This is a genomic window from Pigmentiphaga soli, assembly GCF_039541095.1.
GTDB lineage: Bacteria > Pseudomonadota > Gammaproteobacteria > Burkholderiales > Burkholderiaceae_B > Pigmentiphaga > Pigmentiphaga soli.
On sequence record NZ_BAABFO010000016.1, the window covers coordinates 1 to 23269 of the forward strand.

The window sequence follows — 23269 nt, forward strand, 5'->3', positions numbered from 1 at the left end:
CCCGGGCCGGCCGTGCCCGGCGCCGGCCGCCGAGCGCCGCCGGTTGCCGCCGAGGGCGCAACTGGCGTGCCAGTCGTTGCTGTGCCGCTGGCGGCCGCAGGCGGCGGGGCCGCCGGCGCGGCTCCCGTGGCCGGTTCGCCGGAAGCCTGTCCGGCCGGCGCGCCGGCTCCTGCCGCGGGCGAGGCGGCCGCCGTCTCGTCCGGCAGCGCATCGGCCTGCTTCAGCTGCGCGATCCGCGCCTCCAGGTTTTTCGAAAATTGGGAAATTATCTGATTCGCGACACTCTGTATCATTCCCGACCCGCGCCCGTACTGCGCGACGGCGCCGCTCATGATGAGGTCGGTCACGATCTCCACCTTCGACCCCTTGGGCGAAGGCTCCAGGTGCAGCTGGATGGTGGCGTTGGCGCCGCCGCGGCCTTTGGAGTCGGCGCCCTGCGACTTGATCGTGGCCCGGTGGGCGGCGTCGTCCACTTCCTCGAACGCGGCGGTGCAGACGAAGGCCAGCATCACCGGCCCCAGGCGCACCGAAATCTGCCCCTTGAAGTGGCGCTCGTCGATGGTCTCCAGCAGCTGCGCCCCCGGCATGCAAGGCACGATGGCTTCGACGTCGAGCAGCACGGGCCAGGCCTGCGCGGGCGGCAGGGAGACCTCGAACGAATTCTTGAACTGCATGGGGTGCGACCTCCTGGGCAATGAGGGGTTGCCGCCGCGGTCAGGCCGCGCTGCGGCAGCCGGGCTGGTTCTGCGGGCTGAGGATCCGCCAGGCGGCCAGCGCGGCGCGCAGCAGGCGCGCGTCGTCGCCGCGCCGCGCCACCAGCTGGATGCTTACCGGCAATCCGTGCGGGCCGCGGTGCGTCGGCAGCCCGACGGTGGGCGCGTGCAGCAGCGTCCACAGCGACTGGAAAGTGGTGTCGCCGGTATGGTCCAGGCCTTTGGGCGCTTCGCCGTTCACGCACGGCGCGACCAGCACGTCGCAGTCGTCCAGCCAGGCGTCGAAGGCCACCCGCGTGTCGTGCGCGAACCGCTGTGCCTGCAGGTAGTCGGCATGGCGCATGGCGAAGCCGCGCTCGATCGAACGCGACAGCTGCGGGCTGATGCGGGCGCGGTGGTGCGACCATTCATAGGCCATGGCGCGCGCGCGTTCGTAGTCGTTCAGCACCTCGCGCACCGGCGACAGGCCGGCGAAGTCGGCCGGCAGCTCGCGTTCGGTCACCTGCAGGCCGGCCTGGCGCAGCGCGTCGGCGGCGTCGTGCAGCGCCTGCCGGGTGGACGGCTCGGCGCGTTCCCACAGGTAGGTGCGGCAGATGCCGATGCGCGGGTTTTCTAGCGGTTCCAGCGGCGCCGGCGCCTCGCCCGACAGCACGGCGTCGAGCAGCGCCAGGTCGTCCAGCGAGCGCGCCATCCAGCCCAGCGTGTCGAGGCTTTCGGCGGCGAACTTCAGCCCGGCGCGGTTGATCCGCCCATAGCTGGGCTTGTAGCCGAAGACGCCGCAGAACGAGGCCGGCCGCTGCACCGAGCCGCCGGTCTGCGTGCCCAGCGCGACGGGCACCATCAGATCGGCCACGGCGGCTGCCGAACCGCTCGACGAGCCGCCCGGCGTGCGGGTGGGGTCGTGCGGATTGGTGGTGGCGGCCGGCGCGGTGCCGGCGAATTCCGCGGTGGCGGTCTTGCCGAGGATGACGGCGCCCGCGCCGCGCAGCAGGCTCACGATCGAGGCGTCGGCCGCGGGCCGGTAGCCCGCGTAGATGGGCGAGCCCATCTGCGTAGGCTGGTCGGCAGTGTCGATCACGTCTTTCACGGCGATCGGCACGCCGTGCAGCGGGCCGGCCGGCGTGTCGGCATCGCGCTGGCGCGCCTGTTCGCGGCCCAGTTCAGGGTCCAGGTGGGCCCAGGCGCGCAGCGCCGGTTCGCGTTCGTCGATGCGCGCCAGGCAGGCCTCGACCAGGTCGGTCGACGACAGGCGGCCTTCGCGTATCGCCGCGGCGGCCTCGGTGGCGGTCAGCGCGTTAGGGGGAGTCTGGGGCATGGGGTGTCTTTCCCGACAGGTAGCGGTGGACGGCCATCGGCTTGATGGGCAGGCGGGTGACGAAGCCGGGCGCGTCGAGCGCGTCGTCCACCGCGGCGGCCACGGCCGCGCCCACCGCATTGGTGCCGCCTTCGCCGGCGCCCTTCATGCCCAGCGGATTGAGCGGGCTGGGCGCGTCTTCGGTGATCATCACGTCGATCGACGCCGGCATCTCGTGCGCGGTCACCATCAGGTAATCGGCGAAGGTGGTGGACAGCGGCTGGCCGCTTTCGTCGTAGGTGAATTCCTCGAACAGCGCGCCGCCCAGCCCCTGAGCCAGGCCGCCCACGATCTGGCCGTCGATCAGCATCGGGTTGACCGCGCGGCCCACGTCGTAGGCCACCAGGTAGCGCTCGACCCTGACCGCGCCGGTGCCGCGGTCGACCGCGACCTGCGCCACGTGGATGCCGTAGGGGTAGTTCATGTGGTCGCTGTAGAACCAGCCTTCGGCCGACAGCCCCGGCTCGCGTCGGCCCACGGTGCGCGAGCCCGCGTGCACATGGCGCGCGATCTCATCCAGCGGGATGCGGCGGCCTTCGGGGTCGGCCTTCAGGAACACGCTGCCATCGGCCATCTCGACCTCGTCGAGCCGGGCCGACAGCATCTCGGCGCCGATGTCGAGCGCCTTCGCGCGGATCTTGCGCGCCGCGATCTGGGTGGCCGAGCCCGACATCACCGTCACGCGCGATGCGTGCGCGCCATTGCCGAACTCCATCCGGTCGGTGCGGCCGTGGATCACGCGGATGCGGCGATAGTCGATGCCCAGGCCGTCGGCGCAGATCTGCGCCAGCGCGGTCTCCATGCCCTGGCCCACCGAGGCGGCGCCGGTCACCAGTTCGACCGCGCCGGTGGTGTCCACCGTGATGCGCACGCCGTCCGACGGCCCGAGGCCGGATTTCTCCACGAACATCGCCAGACCGATGCCGGCCGCCTCGCCGGCCGCCTTGCGGCGCGCGATGCCGGCCTTGGCTTCGCGCCAGCCGACGCGTTCCAGGGTCTTGTCGAGCAATTCCTCGTAGCGGCCCGAATCCAGCACGACATCGGTGCCCAGCGCGTCGAGCGGGCGCGGGTAGGGCATCTCTTCCGGGCCGATCAGGTTGCGGCGCCGCACTTCGAGCACGTCGATGCCGACCTCGTGCGCGATGGCGTCCATCAGGCGCTCGCGCACGAAGGTGGTTTCGTAGCGGCCGGGCGAGCGGTAGGTGCCGCACGGCGTCTTGTTGGTGAGCCGGTAGTGGGCGTGGACCTCGTAGGCCGGCACCCGGTACGGCCCAAGCAGCAGCCCGGCAGACATGTCGGCCACGCGCGGCCCGTGGGTGCGCACGTAGCCGCCGTTGTCGTGGAAGAAGCGGTTGCGGATGCCGAGGATGCGGCCGTCGCGGTCCACCGCGGCGCTGACCAGGTGCCGCTGCTGGCGCGAATGGTTGGTGGCCATCAGGTTCTCGCGGCGGTCCTCGATCCACTTGACCGGCCGCCGCAGCCGCATCGCCGCCAGGCACACCAGCACGTCTTCCGGGTACATCTCGCCGCGCACGCCGAAGCCGCCGCCCACGTGGTCTTCGTATACGTGGAACTTGGACGGGGCGCGGCCCAGCATCTTGGCCATCTCGTCGCGGTTCCAGTGCGTCTTCTTCGCGCCGCCGTACATCTCCAGCACGTCGCGCGCCGCGTCGTAGCGGCCGATCGCGCCGCGGCATTCGAGCGGCACGCCGGAATGCCGGCCGATGGAAAGATCGAGCTCGACGATGGCATGCGCCTGGGCGAAGGCCTGGTCGACGTCGCCGTAGCCCTTGCGGATCACGGTGGGCTCGGTCGAACGGCCGGGCGCGAACTCGCCCACCGGCGCCGAGGCGTCGAGCACCACCGGCAGCGGCTCGATCTCGGGCCACACCATGTCGGCCGCGTCTTCGGCCACGTACGGGTCGGTGGCGAACACGGCCGCCACCGGCTCGCCCACGTAGCGCACGCGCTCCTGGGCCAGGATGGGCTGGCAATAGGGTTCGAGCCCCTTGACCGTGGTGGCGCGGAACGGAATGGGCGGCACGTCGGCCACGTCGGCGCCGGTCCACACCGCCACCACGCCGGGCAGCGCGCGCGCGAACTCGGTGTCGATCGCCATGATGCGGCCGTGCGCCACCTGCGCCCGCACCACGCGCATGTGCAGCTGGTGCGGGAAGTTGACGTCGCCGGCGAAGCGGGCCTGGCCCTGCACCAGCGGCGGGTCTTCCAGCCGCTTGACCGAGCGGCCGATGTGGCGGGCCTGCTCGGTGTCCGGATCGTCGGTCAGGACTTCGTGGTAGCTGTGGATGTTCATGGCGTTTCGGAAACAGGGACGGCGCCGTCGCGCACGCGCTTCACCGCGGTCACGATGTTCTTGTAGCCGGTGCAGCGGCACAGATTGGAAGACAGGGCGTCCAGCAGTTCCTCGTCGGTGGCCGCGGGGTTCTGCTCCAGCACGCCGGTGGCCAGCATCAGGAAGCCCGCCGTGCAGAAGCCGCACTGCAGCGCGTGTTCCTCCATGAAGGCCTGCTGCAGCGGCGACGGCTCGCCGTCGCGCGCCAGGCCTTCGACGGTGCGCACGCGGCTGCCTTCGGCCTGTACCGCCAGCATCAGACAGGAACGCACCGGCTGGTCGTCCACCAATACGGTACAGGCGCCGCACACGCCGTGCTCGCAGCCGAGATGGGTACCGGTCTGGCCGCAGTCGTCGCGGATGGCGTCGGCCAGCGTGCGCCGCGGTTCGATGCGGATGGCGAACGATTCGCCGTTGATGTCGAGGATCAGATCGCGTTTGGGCAGCATGGCGGCTCCGGCCGGTCAGCAGCCGGCCGCGCGTGCGAGCGCCCGGCTGACCACGGTATGGGTGAGGGCGCGGCGGTAGTCCTGTTCTTCCTCGGTGGCGTCGGCCGGTTCGATGGCGGCCGCCGCCGCCGCGGACGCCTGCGCGAATACCGCCGGATCGGGCAGCCGGCCTTCGCAGGCCGCCTCGGCCGCCGGCAGGCGCAGCACGCTGCCGGCCACGCCGCCCACGCCGATGCGGACGCGGGCCATCGCGCCGTCGCGCAGCTCGAACACCGCCAGGCACATCGCCTGCGCGAAGTCGCCGGCGCGCCGGCTGTATTCCTCGAAGCCGAAGCGGGCGCCGGCCGGCAGCAGCGGCAGCCGCACCGCGCTGAGCAGTTCGTCGGGTTCGAGCGCGGTCATCATGTAGCCCAGGAAAAATTCGCCGGCCGGGATCTCGCGCCGGCCGCGCACGCTGTCGGCCACCAGCACGGCATCGAGCGTGACCGCGGCCAGGCACCATTCGGAGGCGCCGTCGGCATTGGCCACGCTGCCGCAGAAGGTGCCGCGGTTGCGGATCGGCAGGTGGGCGATGTGGCGCACCACGGCGGCCAGCAGTTCGCCCAGCGGCCCTTCCACCGGCGGCCGGTGGAAGGCCGCGTGGCGCACGCAGGCGCCGATGTGCAGGAAACCGTTTTCGGCTTGCAGTCGCTGCAGCGATTCGATGCGGTTGATGTCCACCAGGTGCGCGGGCCGGGCCAGGCGCAGCGCCATCGCGGGAATCAGCGTCTGGCCGCCAGCCAGCACGCGGCCTTCGTCGGGCGCGACTTCGGCCAGCATTTGCACTGCTTCTTCGAGCGTTTGCGGTTCGTGGTGCGTGAAAGGCCCAGGCTTCATATGCCGCATTCCCTCGCAAGAAAGGGTCGAAGTGTTGCAGTAATGGAATTATAATTATTTTTGGAACAACCGCAATGCAGCGCGTCCCTCTTCCCCCCGACCGATCCGGAGTCGCTTCATGCTTCTGCTGCCCCACCATAACCGGTATCCGTACAGCTCGATCAATGCCCGCTCCGACTACAGCTGGCCCGAGGGCAAGCGGCTGGCCTTCTACATCGGCCTGAACATCGAACACTTCGCGTTCGGCGCCGGCCTGACCCACACGCCCACGGTGCCGATCCCGGCGCCCGACCAGCGTTCGTTCTCATGGACCGACTACGGCAATCGCGTGGGCGTGTTCCGCCTGTTCGACCTGTTCGACAGCCTGGGGCTGCCGGCCTCGCACCTGATCAACACCACGCTGTTCGACTACGCGCCGGACATCGTGGCCGGCATCAACCGCCGCGGCGATGAAATCATCGGACATGGCCGCACCAACGCCGAACGCCACGGCTATATGTGGGAGGCCGACGAAGCGCGCTTCCTGGCCGAGGTGCGCGACGCCATCGCCGAGAAGGCGGGGCAGGACGTGCGCGGGTGGATGGCGCCGTGGATGTCGGTCAGCCACGTCACGCCCGACCTGCTGGACGAAGCCGGCTTCAAGTTCCTGATGGACTGGCCGGCCGACGACCAGCCGGTCTGGATGAAGACGCGCAAGGGCCGGATCATGTCGGTGCCTTATCCGCTGGAACTGAACGACTCCCCGCAGATGCTGGTGCGCGCGTCGACGCCGTCCGAATTCGAACAGATGATCATCGACCAGTTCGAGGAAATGCTGGCGCAGAGCGAGCGCCAGCCCCTGGTGTGCGGCCTGGCCCTGCACGCGATGGTGGTCGGCCAGCCCTACCGGCTGCGCGCGCTGCGCCGCGCGCTCAGGCACATCGTCGACCATCCGCAGCGCGATCGCGTCTGGTTCACGCGGCCGGGGGCGATCTATGATCATTGCGTGGCGCTGCCCGCCGGCACCGTGACGGGCGGATGAGCCCCACCCCTACGCGCTGCGCGCGCCCCCTCAAGGGGCGACGCGAGCGGACCGGCGGAGCCGGATCCGCCGCGTCCTGGAGGGGCGAGGCGCAAGGTCGGGCGTTGGGCGCGAAGCGTGGTGACAACTGAGCTGCGGATCGATTTCATGCGACACCTCCTGCCGTTTCCATCCGCCGATGCGGTTCGCCGTCCGGCATCGCAGACCGGCTTCCTGCGGATCCTGTTCCCGCGCTGGCGCGGCGAGCCGGCGGCGCCGGCCCCCGGGGCGCAGCGCAATCCCATGCCCGGGCCGGAGAAGCCGGCGCCGCTGGTGGGCGTGGGGCTGGTGCCGCACGACCAGGTCGATTCCTTCATCGCGGTGGACGACCACGGCAAGGTGACCGCTTTCAACGGCCACGTCGATCTGGGCACCGGGCTGCGCACCGCGCTCGGCCAGATCGTGGCCGAAGAGCTCGACGTGCGCTTCGACGACGTGACGATGGTGCTGGGCGACACCGGCCTCACGCCCGACCAGGGCGGCACCACGGCCAGCGCCTCGATCCAGTCGGCCGCCGTGCCGATGCGGCGCGCCGCCGCCCAGGCGCGCGCCTTCCTGGTGGCGCAGGCCGCCGAGCGCCTGGGCGTGCCGGCCGCCGGACTGGAGGTGCGCGACGGCACGATCTGGCATGCGGGCCGCCCGACCGACTGGCACTATGGCCGGCTGCTCGAAGGCAGGCGTTTCGAAATGCGGCTGGCTGCCGACGCCGCGGTCAAGGATCCGTGCGACTACCGCATCGTCGGCAAGCCGCAGCCGCGGGTCGACATCCCCGCCAAGGCCACCGGCCGGCTCACCTATGTGCACGACCTGCGGCTGCCGGGCATGCTGCACGCCCGCGTGGTGCGCCCGCCCTACGCCGGCCGCGACATCGGCCCGCTGGCCGGTTCCAGCCTGGAGTGGATCGACCCCGATTCGGTCGCCCATCTGCCCGGCATCGTCAAGGTGGTGGCGATCCGCGATTTCGTGGCCGTGGTCGCCACGCGCGAGGAAGTGGCCATCAAGGCGGCGCGCGCGCTCAAGCTGCGCTGGCGCCCCTGGCCCGCGCTGCCCGACATGAATGACCTGGCCGCCGCGCTGCGCGACAACCCCGCGCGCGTGCGCCCGCTCAAAGACAGCGGCGACGTCGACGACGCGCCCTTCGATGCCGCCGGCCCCTTGCAAGCCACTTATCTTTGGCCCTACCAGATGCACGGCTCGATCGGGCCTTCGTGCGGCGTGGCGCGCTACGAAGACGGCATGCTCACCGTCTGGAGCGGCACCCAGCTGCCGCACGTCCTGCACGGCGACATCGCGGCGCTGGTCGGCCTGCCGGCGGACCGCGTCCGCCTGGTCCGCATGGAGGCCTCCGGCTGCTACGGCCGCAACTGCGCCGACGACGCGGCGGCCGAGGCCGCGCTGCTGGCCTATGAACTGGGCCGCCCCGTCCGGGTCCAGCTGATGCGCGACGAAGAGCACGCCTGGGAACCCAAGGGCACGGCGCAGCTGCTGGAAGTGCGTGGCGGGCTCGACGAAAGCGGCGGCCTGGTCTACGACTTCTCGGTGCGCTATCCGTCCAACAACGCGCCCATCCTGGCGCTGGCCTACACCGGCCGCGGCGATCCGCATTCGCCGTTCGAGCACAAGGGCGACCGCACCGCGGTGCCGCAGTACCGCTGCGGCCGCCTGCGGGTGCGCGTGTGCGACATGCACACCATCGTGCGCGCGGCCTGGATGCGCGGCGTCTCGGCCATGCCCAACGTGTTCGCGCACGAGTCCTTCATCGACGAGCTGGCCGCGCGCCACCGGGCCGATCCGGTCGAATTCCGCCTGCGCCTGATGGACGACGAACGCGCCATCGCACTGACCCGCGCGGTGGCCGCGCGCGCCGGCCGGCAGCCCGCGCCTCGCCCGGCGCGCCGGCCCGCCGGCCGCCTGCTGCGCGGGCGCGGCTTCGCGCAGCACCAGTACGTGCACGGCTCCTATCCCGGCACCGGCGCGGCCTGGTGCGCCTGGGCCTGCGAGGTCGAGGTCGATACCGAAACCGGCAAGATCGCGGTGCGCAAAGTGTGGGTCGGCTACGACTGCGGCCAGGTCATCAACCCCGACGGCGTGCGCCACCAGATCCACGGCAACGTCATCCAGTCGTGCAGCCGCGTGCTGAAGGAGCGCGTGCTGTTCGATGCGCAAGGCGTGGCCAGCGTGGAGTGGGGCGCCTATCCGATCCTGTCGTTTACCGAGATCCCGGAGATCGACGTGCTTATCATGCCGGCCAACGGCAACCCGCCGCTGGGCGCCGGCGAATCGGCATCGGTACCCAGCGCCGCCGCCATCGCCAACGCCGTCTACGACGCCGCCGGCATTCGCCTGCGCGAAGTGCCGTTCACGCCCGACCGCGTGCTGGCGGCACTGGCGGCGGCACGCCACGAATGAACGGAGACAGCATGCAGCACGCGCCCGACGAGCCCGTCGCGCTCACGGTCAACGGCCAGCCGGCGACCGTCGACGCCGCCCCCGACACGCCCTTGCTATACGTGCTGCGCAACGACCTTGCGCTGAACGGCCCCAAGTACGGCTGCGGGCTGGGCGAATGCGGCGCCTGTACGGTGCTGGTCGACGGCGTGGCCGCGCGCTCCTGCGTGCTGCCGCTGGGCGGCGTGCGCGGCCGGCGCGTGACCACGCTGGAAGGCCTGTGCCGCGCCGACGGCAGCCCGGGTCCGGTGCAGCAGGCCTTCATCGACGAACAGGCGGCGCAGTGCGGCTACTGCCTGAACGGCATGATCATGACGGTGCACGCGCTGCTGGAACGCGAACCGCATGCCAGCGAAGCCCGCATCCGCAGCGAACTCCAATACAACCTGTGCCGCTGCGGCACGCACATCGAAATCCTCCGCGCGGCCTGCCGCGCCGCGCAATCCAAATGACGGATCCTTCTTTCGCGCCGGACGGCGCGCACGGCGTCCAGGCGCCGGCAGGCGTGCTCGAAGGCATGGTGCTGCGCCCGCCGGGCGCGGCGTGGAACGGGTTGCAGTACGCCGGGCCGCGCCTGGCGTCGCTCGACGCGGCGGCGGCCGAAGCGATGCCGGGCGTCGTGCGCGTGGTGCGCGAAGGCGACTTCGTCGGCATCGTCGCGCTCAACGCCATCTATGCCCGCGACGCGCTGGCGCGGCTGGACGCGCGCTGGGAAACGCCGTCCGACCTGCCGCGGCGCGCCGCGTCCACGCGGACGGTGCTGAGGCAGGCGCTGGGCGAGGAGGCTGCCTGCGCGGCAGATCCGGCGCCTGCCTCGCGAACTTTCGCTGCCAAGCCGGATCAGCCCGGCGCACCCGGCGCACCCGGCGCACCCGGCGCTGGCGCTGTCATTGCTCGCAGCTACCAATGGCCGATAGCCACGCCGGCCGACGGCACCTGGGCCGTTGCCTGGCATCACGACGGCGCGCTGACGGCGTGGGCTGCCACCGACACGCCGGCGGCATTGGCGGCGGAACTGGAGGCCTGCCTCGACTTGCCGGCCGGCAGCGTCCGCCTGCACGGCAACGGGCTGCCGGCCAGCGCGCTCGCCTGCGATGCGGCAGCGGATGCCGCGCTGCTGTCACGCGCGGTCGGCCGCCCTGTGCGCGTGCAGGCCGACGGCGGCGGCGAGCCGGTATTGCAGTCGATGCAGCTGCGGGCCGGCCGCGATGCCCAGGGCCGGCTCATCGACAGCGAAATGGCTTTCGACCGCGCGCCGTGGCGCCGGCCCTCGCTGGCCCGGCTGCTGGCCCGCCATGGCGCGGCGGCCGGCCCGCGACAGGCAGGCCTTGCCGCGCTGCCGCCCTACCGCTTCCAGGCGGTCGCCGTCGACCTGCCGCATGCCATCGCCGCGGCGCCCGCCGATACCTCCGACGCCGCATTGGCCCAGGCCCGCGTGTTCGCCTACGAATCCTTCATGGACGAGGCGGCACACGAGTCCGGCATTTCGCCGATCGAATTCCGGCTCGCCCACCTGGACGACAGCCGCGGCGCGCAACTGATCCGCAACGTGGCGCGGCAGGCATCGTGGAATACGGCGTCTGGCGCCAGCGACGGCACGCGCGGCCCTCTGCGCCGGGGCCGAGGCTTGGCCTACGCCGCCATGGTCGACGATGCCATCGTGCCGCCGCAGCGGACCTGGGCGGCCTGGGTGGTGGACGTCGAGGTCGACCGCCGCGGGGCCGTGCAGTTGACGCGTGTTGTGGCCGGCCATGACAGCGAAGCCGTGGCGGCCAGTGCCGTCGCCGACGCCGAGGCCGGCGAAGCCTTGATTCGCGATGCCACGGCCGGCCTGCTGGAAGCGCCGCCCGGCTTCGACGGCTGGCCCGCCGCGGCAGGACATGGGGCCGCCTCCGGTTCGGCGCTACAAGCATCGCGCAGCAGCCAATTGCAGAAGCGCAACGCCGGGCCCGAGCTTCAGGTGGAGCTGGTTGCCGCACCCGCTCCAACGCCCGCACCCGCATCTGCCGCCACCGCGACCCCGGCCCATCCCGGCGAGCCGCCACCCATGGGCCTGTCGTGGAGCGCAACCGCCGCCGTGCCCGCCGCCGCCGCGATCGCCAACGCCATCTTCGACGCGACCGGCGTGCGCCTGCGTTCGCCGGCCTTCCAGAGCCCCGAATCGATGCGCCTGTTGGCCGCCGAGCCACCGCGCCGCAGCGACCGGCTGCGCGCCTTTGCCTGGCTCGGCGGCCTGGGCGCCGCGGCGGCCGGACTGATCCTGGCGGCGCTGCCGTGGCGCGGCGCGATCGCCCCCGCCACGCCCGACCTGAGCGTGTACGCCGAAGCCACCCTCGAACGCGGCCGCCTGGTGGCCGCGGCCGGCGACTGCGTGGTCTGCCACACCGCCCCCGGCGGCAAGCCCAACGCCGGCGGCCTGCCGCTGGAAACGCCGTTCGGCACCGTCTACACCACCAACATCACCCCCGATCCGCAAACCGGCATCGGCAACTGGTCGTTCGCCGCCTTCGACCGCGCGATGCGCCAGGGCATCCACCGCGACGGCCGCCACCTGTACCCGGCCTTTCCGTACACCGCGTTCGCCAGGCTGTCGGAAGCCGACATGCAATCGCTGTACGCCTACCTGATGACGCGCGAGCCCGTGGCGCACCGCCCGCCGCCCACCGAACTGCCGTTCCCCTATGGCGCGCGGCCGCTGATGGCCGGCTGGAACGCGCTGTTCCACGACGCCCGCCCCTACGAGTCCGATCCCGCCCGGTCATCGGCCTGGAACCGCGGCGCCTACCTGGTGCAGGGAGCCGGCCATTGCGGCGCCTGCCACACGCCACGCAACGCGCTGGGCGCGGAAAAGTCCGGCACCGCCTTCCTGGCCGGCGGCGAAGCCGAAGGCTGGGAAGCCCCCGCGCTGACCGGCGCCTCACGCGCGCCGCTGGCCTGGACCGAACAGGACTTCTACCAGTACCTGCGCACCGGCCACGCGCCGCTGCACGGCGTGGCTGCCGGCCCCATGGCCCCGGTCATCCAAGGCCTGGCCGAACTGCCCGACAGCGACGTCCGTGCCATGGCCATCTACCTGGCTTCGCTGAACCCCGACGCGCAATCCGCCCAACCCGCCGACGTGCAGGCGCTGGAACGCCGCGGCGCGGCGCAGGACCTGCGCCTGAATGGCCTGGGCGCCCGCATCTACCACGGCGCCTGCGCCGCCTGCCACGAAGCAGGCAAAGGCCCGGCGCTACTGGGGGCGCGTCCTGCGCTGGCCTTCAACACGAATCTCCACAGCGACCGCCCCGACAACCTGCTGCAAGTCATCCTGCAAGGCATCGACAACCCCGCCCACGGCGAACTCGGCTACATGCCCGGCTTCGCCGACAGCTTCAGCGACGACCAGATCGCCGCCCTGGCCGCCTACCTGCGCACCCGCTTCGCCGGCGACAAGCCGGCCTGGGAAGACTTGCGGAGCAGCGCAGCCCAGGTGCGGCGGCAACACGGCGCCGCCGGCCACGTGCCGGTCTCGCAGCGGCCTTGATGTCTGCTGGCCTGGAGGAATGAAGCAAGCCACGAACACGGCGGGGCTCACATGAAACCGGCCGGCACCGATTTTGAGATATTTGCAACCTGGAGAGCTTACTTCCCCGAGGCCTTTCACATTACGTCATGCGCGCCACGTTGACGTTCTTCACCTGGGTGAACGCCAGCAGCTCTTCCAGGCATTCTTCTCGCCCCAGCCCCGAGCGCTTGTAGCCGCCGAACGGCGCGCCGATCGCGTGCGAGCTCGAGCCGTTGATCCACACATAGCCCGCTTCGACGCGGTGGGCGGCATTCAGCGCGGTGTCGAGGTCGCGGGTCCAGATGGAGCACGTCAGCCCGTAGTCGAGCGCGTTGACTTCTTCCATCATCGCGCCCTCGTCGCGCCACCTGATCACCACCACCACCGGCCCGAAGATTTCCTCGCGCGCCACGCGCATGTCGGACCGCACGTCGGCGAACACGGTGGGTTCGACGAACCAGCCCTTGGCCAGCGCCGGGTCGTCCGGCCGCTTGCCGCCGGTCACCAGCCGCGCGCCTTCCTGCAGCGCGGCGTCGATGTAGTGCATGGTCTTGTCGAACGCGGCCTTGCTGCCCAGGCAGCCCATGGTGGTTTCCGGGTCTTCCGGCAGGCCGGGTTTGTGGGCGGCGGCGATACCTTGCGCCAGCTTGTCGACGAAGGCGTCGTACAGGTCTTCGTGCACGTAGATGCGGCTGGTCGAGCCGCAGGACTGGCCGGCCCACAGGAAATTCATGCCGCGCACCGCGCCGCCCACGGCGGCTTCCAGGTCGGCATCGGGATAGACCAGCAGCGCGTTCTTGCCGCCCAGTTCCAGCAGCGCCGGCTTGATCTGTTCGGCGGCCGCGCGCAGCACCGCCTTGCCGGCGTTCTCGCCGCCGGTCAACGCGATCTTGGCCACCAGCGGATGCGAAACCAGCGCGGCGCCGGTGTCGCGGCCGCCGTTCACGCAGTTCAGCACGCCGGCCGGGAACACCTCGCCCAGCAGCTCCATCATCCGGATCGACGACAGCGGCGCCTGCTCCGGCGGCTTGATGACTACGGTGTTGCCGGCCGCCAGCGCGGCGGCGATGCGCGACGCCGCGAACAGCAGCGGATGGTTCGACGGGTAGATGCGCACCACCACGCCTAGCGGCTCGCGCAGCGTGAAGTCGAACGAGCCGTTGTTCATCGGGATCGTGTCGCCCTTGAGCTCGGGGATCAGGCCGGCGAAGTATTCCAGCATCGCGGCCGAGGCGTGCACGTCGTGCACCATTTCGCTGACGGGGTTGCCGCAGTTCAGCGCGTCCAGCAGCGCCAGCTCCTTGTCGTGGGCGCGCAGCACCTCGGCCGCCTGGCGCAGGATGGCCGCGCGCCGGAAGATGGGCAGGGCGCGCCAGGCCGGGAAGGCGGCGCGCGCCGCGCGCATGGCGGCGTCGGCGTCCTGCGCGCAGCCGTCGGCCACCCGGCCCAGCACTGCCTGGGTGGCCGGGTTGACCACGTCGAAATAACGGCCCGCCAGCGGCGCGCGCCATTGGCCGCCGTAGAAATGGCCGTCGTGCGCCGGCATGACCTGGGAAGACGTCGCTCGAGCATTCATCGCTGTTCTCCAGACGGCCGCTCAGCGGCCCGGTTCGGTGTTGACGGCCATGCCGCGTTTCATGCTGGGGTCGTATTCGGGTTCGACGCGCGCGTCGATCACGCACAGCGCGCCGGCGCGCACCTGCTCCAGCCCATCGGCGATCGCCGCGGCCAGCGCGGCCGGCTCCGACACCGGCCCGATGGCGCGTGCGCCCTGCGCGGCGGCGATCGCCAGCAGGTCGACGGCGGGTTCGCGGATGGCCTGCCCGATCCATTTGTTCTCGACCGGGCGGCCGCGCTGCACGGCCATCCGTTCCTGGTGCAGCTCGTCGTTGTAGAACGACTGGTTGTTGGCGATGACGATCAGCAGCGGAATCCGGTAGTGGGCGGCGGTCCAGAGGGCCGAATTGCCCATCAGGAAATCGCCGTCGCCGATCACCGCCACCGCCGCGCGGCCGCTGCCCTGCAGCGCCAGCGCCGAACCGATCGCATTGCCCGGGCCCGAGCCGACGCCGGCGCCGCCGTCGTTGCCCAGATAGTCCAGCGGATGGCGCGGCCGCAGGCCGTCGCCGGGCCAGCCCAGGTTGAGCCGGGTCACGGTCACGTGTCGGCCTTCGAGCGCGTGGCGCACCGTGGCGGCGAAGGTGGCGTTGTCCAGCTTCGGCCCGGCCGGCAGGGGCGTGGGTTCGGCGGCCGGCAGGCGGGCCGCCGAGCGCGGCCGGGCGATCCGGCGGCGCAGGGCCGCCAGCAGCATCGGCAGCACGTCGTCGGGCTGGCCGGCCAGCCCGATGTCGACCGGCGCCAGTCCCTGGTGGTCCATGCTCCAGCTGCCGTGGATATAGCTGTCGAGCGAGACGTTGATCACGCGCGCGGGGTGGGCCGACTGCGGCACCGCGGTGCGCAGCGCGCCTTCCAGCGCGATCCAGTCGAAGGCCAGCACCACGTCGGCATCGCGCAGCGCCTCCACCTGCGGCGGCGACAGGAAGGCGCCCGGCGGCCCCACGTGCAGCGGATGCTCGGGCGGAAAGCCGGCCGCGGTCTTCAGGTCGGTCAGCACCCGGGCGCCGAGCAGCTCGGCCAGCGCGATGCGGTCGTTCCAGGCCGCTTCCGAGCGCGACACCCGCCCCACCAGGATCAGCGGCCGTTCGGCCGCCGCCAGCGCGTCGGCGGCAGCCTCGATCGCGGCCGCCGGCGGCACCGGATCGGCGGGCTGCGCGTAGCGCGCGGGATCCGGCAGCGGCGGCATGGCCTCTACGCGCTTTTCCTGCAGACCAACGTCGAAGCACACATAGGTGGGGCCGCAGGGCGCCGCCTGCGCCAGGGCCCGGGCGCGCATCACCGATTCGGCCGCCGCCGCCAGCGAGGCGGGCTGGTCGTCCCACTTGATGAAGTCGCGCACCAGCGAGCCCTGGTCCTTGGCCGTGTGCAGCCAATCGATCCACGGCCGCCGCTCGGCGGCGTCGACCGGCCCCGTGGCGCCGAACAGCAGCATCGGCACCCGGTCGCACCAGGCGTTGAAGACCGCCATCGAAGCGTGCATCAGCCCCACGTTGCTGTGCAGGAACACGCCCATCGGCCGGCCGCTTGCCTTGGCGTAGCCCTGGGCGATGGCCACCGCGTGCTCTTCGTGCAGGCACAGCAGCATGGAAGGATCGCGGTTGCCCAGGTGGTTGACCAGCGAATCGTGCAGGCCGCGGAAGCTGGCGCCGGGGTTGAGCGCGAGATACTCGATGCCGGTGGCCCGGATCAGTTCGGCGAAATAATCGCTGCCCCACTGCGGGGCGGCGCCGGAAACGGAGACGGGCCTGTCCACGCGGGCTGCGGCGCGCGGGAGGTGGGGTGAGGTCATCGAGGATCCTTGTGACGGGGATGGCGCCAGCCCGGAGGCGCAGTGTTTCGCAGTGTTTCAATATTGGCTCTTTGCCGCTATTTTGTTCTAAAAACGGTATAAGTTGCAAAATAAGATTGAGGGCCTAGAATGGAGCCCATTCTTTCACCCAACTCACCCGAGGGTCCGGCATGACTCCTGAAGAGCGCGAGGCGCGCATCCAGCTGGCGGCCTGTTACCGGCTGCTGTACCACCTGGGCGTCGATGACCTGACGTACAACCACCTGTCGGCGCGCGTGCCGGGCGAGCCCGACGCCATGCTGATCAAGCAGACCACCGAAATGTTCGGCGAGGTGACCGCGTCGTCGCTGCGCAAATACCGTTTCGACGGTTCGCCGCTCGAGGGCGGCCCGCCGCTGGCGGGCGGCGCGCTGGTCATCCACGCGGGCATCCTGCAGGCCCGGCCCGACATCAACGCCGTCTTCCATACGCACACGCCGGCCAACATGGGCGTGTCGGCCCAGAAGCACGGGCTGCTGATGGTGAACCAGCATGCGGTCAAGTTCTACGACCGCCTGGCCTACCACACCTTCGGCGGCTTCGAGTTCAACATGTCGCAGCGCGAGCCGCTGATCGCCAGCCTGGGCCGCCATCGCGCGGCGTTGCTGCGCAACCACGGCGCGCTGGTGTGCGGCCGCAACCTGCCGGAAGCCTTCGTCGACCAGCATTACCTGGAAATGGCCTGCCGCGGCCAGGTGGCCGCGCTGGCCGGCGGCGCCGAGGTCACGCTGATTCCGGACGACGTGGCGGCCTACGGGGCGTCGCAGATAAACTACGACGACCCGGCCCAGACGGGGGCCAAGGACTGGGCCGCCTGCATGCGGCTGGCTTACCGGCTGGACCCCGGTTTCGCCGACTGATGCGGCCGCCGCCGGCGGGCCCGTCCGCCGCATGGGTCCGCCGCCGTTGTGGCAGGGCCTCCACAGGTTCGGTCTCCATGGGTTTGACTCCCCGGCTTTTTCCGGGCTATTATTGCAAGCTCCCTGGAGAGTCGGCTCGCCCGGGCCGCGCGTTCTTTGATTGCAGGTTGCAGCATCCGGCAGATGTCCGGCCCGGATGCGCCGCGAAAAACCTGTCTCTTAAGAGCCGCATCGCGGCGTACCTTCCCCCAGCGTAGATTTCATGCCGCACGATCGTGCGGCCCGCGCATGTTTCCCTTCCGGCGATCCCGGCGGCGGCTTCCTGCGCGAGCCGCGGGCCGGGCGGTCCGTCGCAGTAGACCGGGGCCAGGCATCGCCAGCCGGCCCCCGAGACCCCGAAGTTACGGAAGAGGGCCATGCCTACAATCAGCCAGCTCGTGCGCAAGCCGCGCGAATCCAGCCACGCCAAGAGCAAGTCGCCCGCTCTTGAAAGCAGCCCGCAGCGTCGCGGCGTCTGCACCCGCGTGTACACCACGACCCCGAAGAAGCCGAACTCGGCGCTGCGGAAGGTCGCCAAGGTGCGTCTCACCAACGGTTTCGAGATCATCTCGTACATCGGCGGCGAGGGCCACAACCTGCAGGAGCACTCGGTGGTGCTGGTGCGCGGCGGCCGGGTGAAGGATCTGCCCGGCGTGCGCTACCACATCGTGCGCGGTTCGCTCGACCTGCAAGGCGTGAAGGATCGCAAGCAGTCCCGTTCGAAGTACGGCGCCAAGCGCCCGAAGGGCGGCAAGTAAGCCAGCCGCCGTTTTGTCCCGCGGCGGCGTCCGGCCTGGCCGGATGCCGCGCGAGTAAGGGGCGGCCGGGGCATCGTGCCCGACTGGCCGCCATGGCCGCGAACCCGTGTTCGCGGTTCAACTGAACCGACTCAGGAAGCAAGAAATGCCGCGTCGTCGCGAAGTACCCAAGCGTGAAATCCTCCCGGATCCCAAGTTCGCAAGTGTCGATCTCGCCAAATTCATGAACGTCATCATGCTCTCCGGCAAGAAGGCCGTTGCAGAGCGGATCGTCTACGGCGCCCTCGACCAGATCAAGGCCAAGACCGGCAAAGACCCCATCGAGGTGTTCGGTCAGGCGATCGGCAATGTCAAGCCGATCGTCGAGGTCAAGAGCCGCCGCGTGGGCGGCGCGAACTACCAGGTTCCGGTCGAGGTCCGCCCGGTGCGCCGCCTGGCCCTGGCCATGCGCTGGGTGCGCGAGGCCGCCAAGAAGCGCGGCGAGAAGTCGATGGACCTGCGCCTGGCCGGCGAACTGATGGACGCGGCCGAAGGCCGCGGCGGCGCCGTCAAGAAGCGCGACGACACGCACAAGATGGCCGAGGCCAACAAGGCCTTCAGCCACTTCCGCTGGTAAGACGCTGCCGGTAACAAGCCGCTGGTATCAATGGCGGCGCGTTATCGGCGCGATGGCCGGCAGGCGGCCGGCAGCGCCCGTTTGTTTTTCACATTCCCGCCGCCTGTCGCGGCGGGCTGACTCGTTCAGTCACGAAGGAACCGATCATGGCCCGCAAGACCCCGATCGAGCGTTATCGCAACATCGGCATCTCTGCGCACATCGACGCAGGGAAGACCACCACTACCGAACGCATCCTGTTCTACACGGGCGTCAACCACAAGATCGGCGAAGTGCACGACGGCGCCGCCACGATGGACTGGATGGAGCAGGAACAGGAGCGCGGCATCACGATCACGTCGGCCGCCACCACTTGCTTCTGGAAGGGCATGGCCGGCAATTTCCCGGAACATCGCATCAACATCATCGACACCCCGGGGCACGTCGACTTCACCATCGAAGTCGAACGCTCGATGCGCGTGCTCGACGGCGCCTGCATGGTGTACTGCGCCGTGGGCGGCGTGCAGCCGCAATCGGAAACCGTGTGGCGCCAGGCCAACAAGTACGGCGTGCCGCGCCTGGCCTTCGTCAACAAGATGGACCGCACCGGCGCCAACTTCTTCAAGGTGTACGAGCAGATGCGCGCGCGCCTGAAGGCCAACCCGATCCCGCTGCAAGTGCCGATCGGCGCCGAAGACACCTTCCGGGGCGTGGTCGACCTGATCAAGATGAAGGCCATCGTCTGGGACGAGGCCAGCCAGGGCACCAAGTTCGAGTACGCCGACATCCCGGCCGAACTCGCCGACACCTGCACCGAGTGGCGCGAGAAGCTCGTCGAGGCGGCCGCCGAGTCGTCCGAGACGCTGATGGACAAGTACCTCGAATCGGGAGAGCTGACCGAAGACGAGATCAAGGGCGCGATCCGCCAGCGCACCATCGCCGGCGAGATCCAGCCGATGCTGTGCGGCTCGGCCTTCAAGAACAAGGGCGTGCAGGCCATGCTCGATGCCGTCATCGAGTTCCTGCCCTCGCCCACCGACATCCCGCCGGTCGAAGGCACCGACGAAGACGACCAGCCCGTCACCCGCAAGGCCGACGACAAGGAAAAGTTCTCGGCCCTGGCGTTCAAGCTGATGACGGACCCGTTCGTCGGCCAGCTGACGTTCATCCGCGTGTACTCGGGCGTGCTGTCGTCGGGCGATACCGTCTACAACCCGGTCAAGGGCAAGAAGGAACGCATCGGCCGCCTGCTGCAGATGCACGCCAACCAGCGCGACGAAATCAAGGAAGTGCTGGCCGGCGACATCGCCGCGGCCGTGGGCCTGAAGGAAGTCACCACCGGCGAAACGCTGTGCGATCCGGAAGCGATCGTCACGCTGGAGCGGATGGAATTCCCCGAGCCCGTGATCTCGCAGGCGGTGGAGCCCAAGACCAAGGCCGACCAGGAAAAGATGGGCATCGCGCTGGGCCGCCTGGCCCAGGAAGACCCGTCGTTCCGCGTGCGCACCGACGAAGAATCGGGCCAGACCATCATCTCCGGCATGGGCGAGCTGCACCTGGAAATCATCGTCGACCGCATGAAGCGCGAATTCGGCGTCGAGGCCAACGTCGGCAAGCCGCAGGTGGCCTACCGCGAAACGATCCGCAAGGTCTGCGAAGAGTCCGAAGGCAAGTTCGTCAAGCAGTCGGGCGGCCGCGGCCAGTACGGCCACGTGGTGCTGAAGATCGAACCGCTGGAGCCCGGCAAGGGCTTCGAGTTCGTCGACGCCATCAAGGGCGGCGTGGTGCCGCGCGAGTTCATTCCGGCGGTGGAAAAGGGCTGCATCGACACCTTGTCGGCGGGCGTGATGGCCGGCTACCCGGTGGTCGACGTCAAGGTCACGCTGTTCTTCGGTTCGTACCACGACGTGGACTCGAACGAAAACGCGTTCAAGATGGCCGCCTCGATGGCTTTCAAGGACGGCATGCGCAAGGCGAGCCCGGTACTGCTCGAACCGATGATGGCGGTCGAGGTGGAAACGCCCGAAGACTACGCCGGCACGGTGATGGGCGACCTGTCGTCGCGGCGCGGCATGGTGCAGGGCATGGACGACATGGTCGGCGGCGGCAAGATCATCAAGGCCGAGGTTCCGCTGGCCGAGATGTTCGGCTATTCCACCACGCTGCGTTCGGCCACCCAGGGCCGCGCCACCTACACGATGGAATTCAAGCACTACGCCGAAGCGCCGAAGAACGTCGCCGACGCGATCATCAGCGCCCGCGCCAAGTAAGCGGCCGGGCAACGGATAAACCTGAACCAGTTTGACTGACTCCAGGAACAGAGAATCATGGCAAAAGGCAAGTTTGAACGCACGAAACCGCACGTGAACGTGGGCACGATCGGGCACGTCGACCACGGCAAGACGACGCTGACGGCGGCGATCACGACGGTGCTGTCGAACAAGTTCGGCGGCGAGGCCAAGGCTTACGACCAGATCGACGCGGCGCCCGAAGAAAAGGCGCGCGGGATCACGATCAACACCGCGCACGTGGAATACGAGACCGAAACGCGGCACTACGCGCACGTGGACTGCCCGGGCCACGCCGACTACGTGAAGAACATGATCACCGGCGCGGCGCAGATGGACGGGGCGATCCTGGTGGTGTCGGCCGCCGACGGCCCGATGCCGCAAACGCGCGAGCACATCCTGCTGTCGCGCCAGGTGGGCGTGCCTTACATCATCGTGTTCCTGAACAAGGCCGACCTGGTGGACGACGCCGAGCTGCTGGAACTGGTGGAAATGGAAGTGCGCGAGCTGCTCTCCAAGTACGACTTCCCGGGCGACGACACCCCGATCGTGAAGGGCTCGGCCCGGATGGCGCTGGAAGGCGACAAGGGCGAGCTGGGTGAGCAGGCCATCCTGCAACTGGCCGCGGCGCTGGACACGTACATCCCGACGCCGGAGCGCGCGGTCGACGGGGCGTTCCTGATGCCGGTGGAAGACGTGTTCTCGATCTCGGGCCGCGGCACGGTGGTGACGGGCCGTATCGAGCGCGGCGTGATCAAGGTCGGCGAGGAAATCGAAATCGTCGGCATCAAGGACACGGCCAAGACGACCTGCACGGGCGTGGAAATGTTCCGCAAGCTGCTGGACCAGGGCCAGGCGGGCGACAACGTCGGCATCCTGCTGCGCGGCACCAAGCGCGAAGACGTCGAGCGTGGCCAGGTGCTGTGCAAGCCGGGTTCGATCAAGCCGCATACGGAATTCACGGCCGAGGTGTACGTGCTGTCGAAGGAAGAAGGCGGCCGCCATACTCCGTTCTTCAACGGCTATCGTCCGCAGTTCTACTTCCGCACGACGGACGTGACGGGCACGATTGAGCTGCCGAAGGACAAGGAAATGGTGCTGCCGGGCGACAACGTGTCGATCACGGTCAAGCTGCTGGCCCCGATCGCGATGGAAGAAGGCCTGCGCTTCGCCATCCGTGAAGGTGGCCGCACCGTCGGCGCCGGCGTCGTCGCCAAGATCATCGCCTGATAAGGCCCCCCCTACGCGCTGCGCGCGTCCCCCAGGGGCGGTGCTGGCGGACCGGCAAAGCCGGATCCGCGGCACCCTGGATGGAGCAGCGGCGTGCGGGACACTCGTTCTTTAGGAATTGTTCATCATGAAAAAGCAAAAGATCCGTATCCGCCTGAAGGCGTTCGACTACAAGCTGATCGACCAATCGGCCGCCGAAATCGTCGAAACCGCCAAGCGGACCGGCGCCGTCGTGCGCGGCCCCGTGCCGCTGCCGACCCGCATCCGCCGGTACGATCTGCTGCGTTCGCCCCACGTCAACAAGACGTCGCGCGACCAGTTCGAGATCCGCACCCACCAGCGCCTGATGGACATCGTCGATCCGACCGACAAGACCGTCGACGCGCTGATGCGCCTCGACCTGCCGGCCGGCGTGGACGTGGAAATCGCTCTGCAGTAATTGTGGTATTCGCGCGCAACCGCTTGCCATGGCGGTTGCGCGCCCGCTATACTGTCTGGCTTGCCGGCATGGACATACCTCATGCCGCGCCAATTTACAACCCCGACCAATCGTAGTCGGGAACGGAGAAAACGATGTCGACCCAATCGACGGCCTCCACGCCAGCCGCGTTCCGGCTCGGCCTGGTGGGTCGCAAGGTTGGCATGACCCGCATTTTCACGGATGAAGGCGAATCCATCCCCGTGACCGTGCTGGACGTGTCGAACAACCGCGTGACCCAGGTCAAATCCCCGCAAACCGACGGCTATGCCGCCGTGCAGGTCACCTATGGCACGCGCCGCGCCTCGCGCGTGACCAAGCCGCTCACCGGCCACTTCGCCAAGGCGGGTGCCGAAGCCGGCAGCGTGCTCAAGGAATTCCGTCTCGATCCCGCCAAGGCCGCCGAGTTCACGCCCGGCGCCGTGGTCGCCGTGGAATCGGTGTTCGCCGTCGGCCAGAAGGTCGACGTCACCGGCACCACCATCGGCAAGGGCTTCTCGGGCGCCATCAAGCGGCACAACTTCTCGTCGAACCGCGCTTCGCACGGCAACTCGGTCTCGCACAATTCGGCGGGCTCGATCGGCATGGCGCAGGATCCGGGCCGGGTGTTCCCCGGCAAGAAGATGGCCGGCCACTATGGCGACGTCCAGCGCACGGTGCAGAACCTCGACGTGATCCGCGTCGACGCCGAGCGCGGCCTGCTGCTGGTGCGCGGCGCCGTTCCGGGCCACGCCGGCGCCAACATCATCGTGCGTCCTGCCGTGAAGGGAGCCTGA

At 69.8% G+C, this 23269-nt stretch carries 17 protein-coding genes and 1 pseudogene; 11 read left to right on the top strand and 7 right to left on the bottom strand.

Annotated features, from left to right (window positions below):
* The 5 genes from ABD927_RS15970 to ABD927_RS15990 form a co-directional block, all read right to left on the bottom strand.
* Positions 1–674: SRPBCC family protein (locus ABD927_RS15970; RefSeq protein ID WP_345250831.1), on the bottom strand; the 674-nt coding region annotated here is incomplete at its 3' end.
* A gap of 40 nt (positions 675–714) precedes the next feature.
* Positions 715–2028, bottom strand: coding sequence for an amidase (locus ABD927_RS15975; protein ID WP_345250832.1), 1314 nt, complete (start codon positions 2026–2028; stop codon positions 715–717).
* Complete coding sequence (locus tag ABD927_RS15980) at positions 2009–4381, bottom strand: xanthine dehydrogenase family protein molybdopterin-binding subunit (RefSeq protein WP_345250833.1); 2373 nt, start codon at positions 4379–4381, stop codon at positions 2009–2011. Before ABD927_RS15980 ends, ABD927_RS15975 begins: the two co-directional genes overlap by 20 nt.
* A complete protein-coding gene (locus ABD927_RS15985; RefSeq protein ID WP_345250834.1) occupies positions 4378–4869 on the bottom strand; it encodes a (2Fe-2S)-binding protein in 492 nt (163 codons plus the stop codon). The genes ABD927_RS15980 and ABD927_RS15985 overlap by 4 nt, the downstream gene beginning before the upstream one ends.
* A gap of 15 nt (positions 4870–4884) precedes the next feature.
* The gene (locus ABD927_RS15990) at positions 4885–5745 is read right to left on the bottom strand and encodes an FAD binding domain-containing protein (protein ID WP_345250835.1); all 861 of its coding nucleotides are present in this window, start codon (positions 5743–5745) and stop codon (positions 4885–4887) included.
* A gap of 118 nt (positions 5746–5863) precedes the next feature.
* Here ABD927_RS15990 and ABD927_RS15995 point away from each other — a divergent pair, with 118 nt between their 5' ends.
* From ABD927_RS15995 to ABD927_RS16010, 4 genes are all read left to right on the top strand, one after another.
* On the top strand, positions 5864–6766 hold the full coding sequence (locus ABD927_RS15995; protein ID WP_345250836.1) for a polysaccharide deacetylase family protein: 903 nt from the start codon (positions 5864–5866) through the stop codon (positions 6764–6766).
* Positions 6767–7048: 282 nt separating this feature from the next.
* Positions 7049–9214, top strand: coding sequence for a xanthine dehydrogenase family protein molybdopterin-binding subunit (locus ABD927_RS16000; RefSeq protein ID WP_425570279.1), 2166 nt, complete (start codon positions 7049–7051; stop codon positions 9212–9214).
* Between the two features lie 11 nt (positions 9215–9225).
* Entirely contained in the window at positions 9226–9705 is a 480-nt protein-coding gene (locus ABD927_RS16005) for a (2Fe-2S)-binding protein (protein ID WP_345250838.1), read from the top strand.
* A complete protein-coding gene (locus tag ABD927_RS16010; RefSeq protein WP_345250839.1) occupies positions 9702–12779 on the top strand; it encodes a c-type cytochrome in 3078 nt (1025 codons plus the stop codon). The genes ABD927_RS16005 and ABD927_RS16010 overlap by 4 nt, the downstream gene beginning before the upstream one ends.
* A gap of 121 nt (positions 12780–12900) precedes the next feature.
* Here ABD927_RS16010 and ABD927_RS16015 read toward each other — a convergent pair whose 3' ends face one another.
* Together ABD927_RS16015 and ABD927_RS16020 are read right to left on the bottom strand one after the other, a co-directional pair.
* A complete protein-coding gene (locus tag ABD927_RS16015) occupies positions 12901–14376 on the bottom strand; it encodes an aldehyde dehydrogenase family protein (RefSeq protein ID WP_345250840.1) in 1476 nt (491 codons plus the stop codon).
* Between the two features lie 21 nt (positions 14377–14397).
* Entirely contained in the window at positions 14398–16206 is a 1809-nt protein-coding gene (locus ABD927_RS16020) for a thiamine pyrophosphate-binding protein (protein WP_345250841.1), read from the bottom strand.
* Positions 16207–16370: 164 nt separating this feature from the next.
* On the opposite strand from ABD927_RS16020, the pseudogene ABD927_RS16025 reads away from it, so the two are divergent.
* The 7 genes and pseudogenes from ABD927_RS16025 to rplC all read left to right on the top strand — a co-directional run.
* Positions 16371–17105: pseudogene (locus tag ABD927_RS16025) on the top strand (class II aldolase/adducin family protein); the annotation flags it as partial.
* Between the two features lie 416 nt (positions 17106–17521).
* The gene (gene rpsL / locus ABD927_RS16030) at positions 17522–17902 is read left to right on the top strand and encodes a 30S ribosomal protein S12 (RefSeq protein WP_345250842.1); all 381 of its coding nucleotides are present in this window, start codon (positions 17522–17524) and stop codon (positions 17900–17902) included.
* Positions 17903–18047: 145 nt separating this feature from the next.
* Positions 18048–18518 carry a 30S ribosomal protein S7 gene (gene rpsG / locus ABD927_RS16035; protein WP_345250843.1) on the top strand — a complete coding sequence of 157 codons (471 nt, stop codon included), beginning with the start codon at positions 18048–18050 and terminating at the stop codon, positions 18516–18518.
* Positions 18519–18664: 146 nt separating this feature from the next.
* Complete coding sequence (fusA, locus tag ABD927_RS16040) at positions 18665–20767, top strand: elongation factor G (RefSeq protein ID WP_345250844.1); 2103 nt, start codon at positions 18665–18667, stop codon at positions 20765–20767.
* Positions 20768–20824: 57 nt separating this feature from the next.
* Positions 20825–22015, top strand: coding sequence for an elongation factor Tu (gene tuf / locus ABD927_RS16045; RefSeq protein ID WP_345250845.1), 1191 nt, complete (start codon positions 20825–20827; stop codon positions 22013–22015).
* Positions 22016–22142: 127 nt separating this feature from the next.
* Positions 22143–22454 carry a 30S ribosomal protein S10 gene (gene rpsJ, locus ABD927_RS16050; protein WP_087779994.1) on the top strand — a complete coding sequence of 104 codons (312 nt, stop codon included), beginning with the start codon at positions 22143–22145 and terminating at the stop codon, positions 22452–22454.
* Positions 22455–22588: 134 nt separating this feature from the next.
* Positions 22589–23269 carry a 50S ribosomal protein L3 gene (gene rplC / locus ABD927_RS16055; RefSeq protein ID WP_345250846.1) on the top strand — a complete coding sequence of 227 codons (681 nt, stop codon included), beginning with the start codon at positions 22589–22591 and terminating at the stop codon, positions 23267–23269.

Coding starts and splice junctions, on each gene's coding strand:
- tuf (WP_345250845.1), top strand. CDS start 20,825: ATGGCAAAAGGCAAGTTTGAACGCACGAAACCGCACGTGAACGTGGGC.
- rpsL (WP_345250842.1), top strand. CDS start 17,522: ATGCCTACAATCAGCCAGCTCGTGCGCAAGCCGCGCGAATCCAGCCAC.
- fusA (WP_345250844.1), top strand. CDS start 18,665: ATGGCCCGCAAGACCCCGATCGAGCGTTATCGCAACATCGGCATCTCT.
- rplC (WP_345250846.1), top strand. CDS start 22,589: ATGTCGACCCAATCGACGGCCTCCACGCCAGCCGCGTTCCGGCTCGGC.
- ABD927_RS15975 (WP_345250832.1), bottom strand. CDS start 2,028: ATGCCCCAGACTCCCCCTAACGCGCTGACCGCCACCGAGGCCGCCGCG.
- rpsG (WP_345250843.1), top strand. CDS start 18,048: ATGCCGCGTCGTCGCGAAGTACCCAAGCGTGAAATCCTCCCGGATCCC.
- ABD927_RS15980 (WP_345250833.1), bottom strand. CDS start 4,381: ATGAACATCCACAGCTACCACGAAGTCCTGACCGACGATCCGGACACC.
- ABD927_RS16000 (WP_425570279.1), top strand. CDS start 7,049: ATGCCCGGGCCGGAGAAGCCGGCGCCGCTGGTGGGCGTGGGGCTGGTG.
- ABD927_RS16015 (WP_345250840.1), bottom strand. CDS start 14,376: ATGAATGCTCGAGCGACGTCTTCCCAGGTCATGCCGGCGCACGACGGC.
- ABD927_RS16020 (WP_345250841.1), bottom strand. CDS start 16,206: ATGACCTCACCCCACCTCCCGCGCGCCGCAGCCCGCGTGGACAGGCCC.
- ABD927_RS15995 (WP_345250836.1), top strand. CDS start 5,864: ATGCTTCTGCTGCCCCACCATAACCGGTATCCGTACAGCTCGATCAAT.
- ABD927_RS15985 (WP_345250834.1), bottom strand. CDS start 4,869: ATGCTGCCCAAACGCGATCTGATCCTCGACATCAACGGCGAATCGTTC.
- ABD927_RS15990 (WP_345250835.1), bottom strand. CDS start 5,745: ATGAAGCCTGGGCCTTTCACGCACCACGAACCGCAAACGCTCGAAGAA.
- ABD927_RS16005 (WP_345250838.1), top strand. CDS start 9,226: ATGCAGCACGCGCCCGACGAGCCCGTCGCGCTCACGGTCAACGGCCAG.
- rpsJ (WP_087779994.1), top strand. CDS start 22,143: ATGAAAAAGCAAAAGATCCGTATCCGCCTGAAGGCGTTCGACTACAAG.
- ABD927_RS16010 (WP_345250839.1), top strand. CDS start 9,702: ATGACGGATCCTTCTTTCGCGCCGGACGGCGCGCACGGCGTCCAGGCG.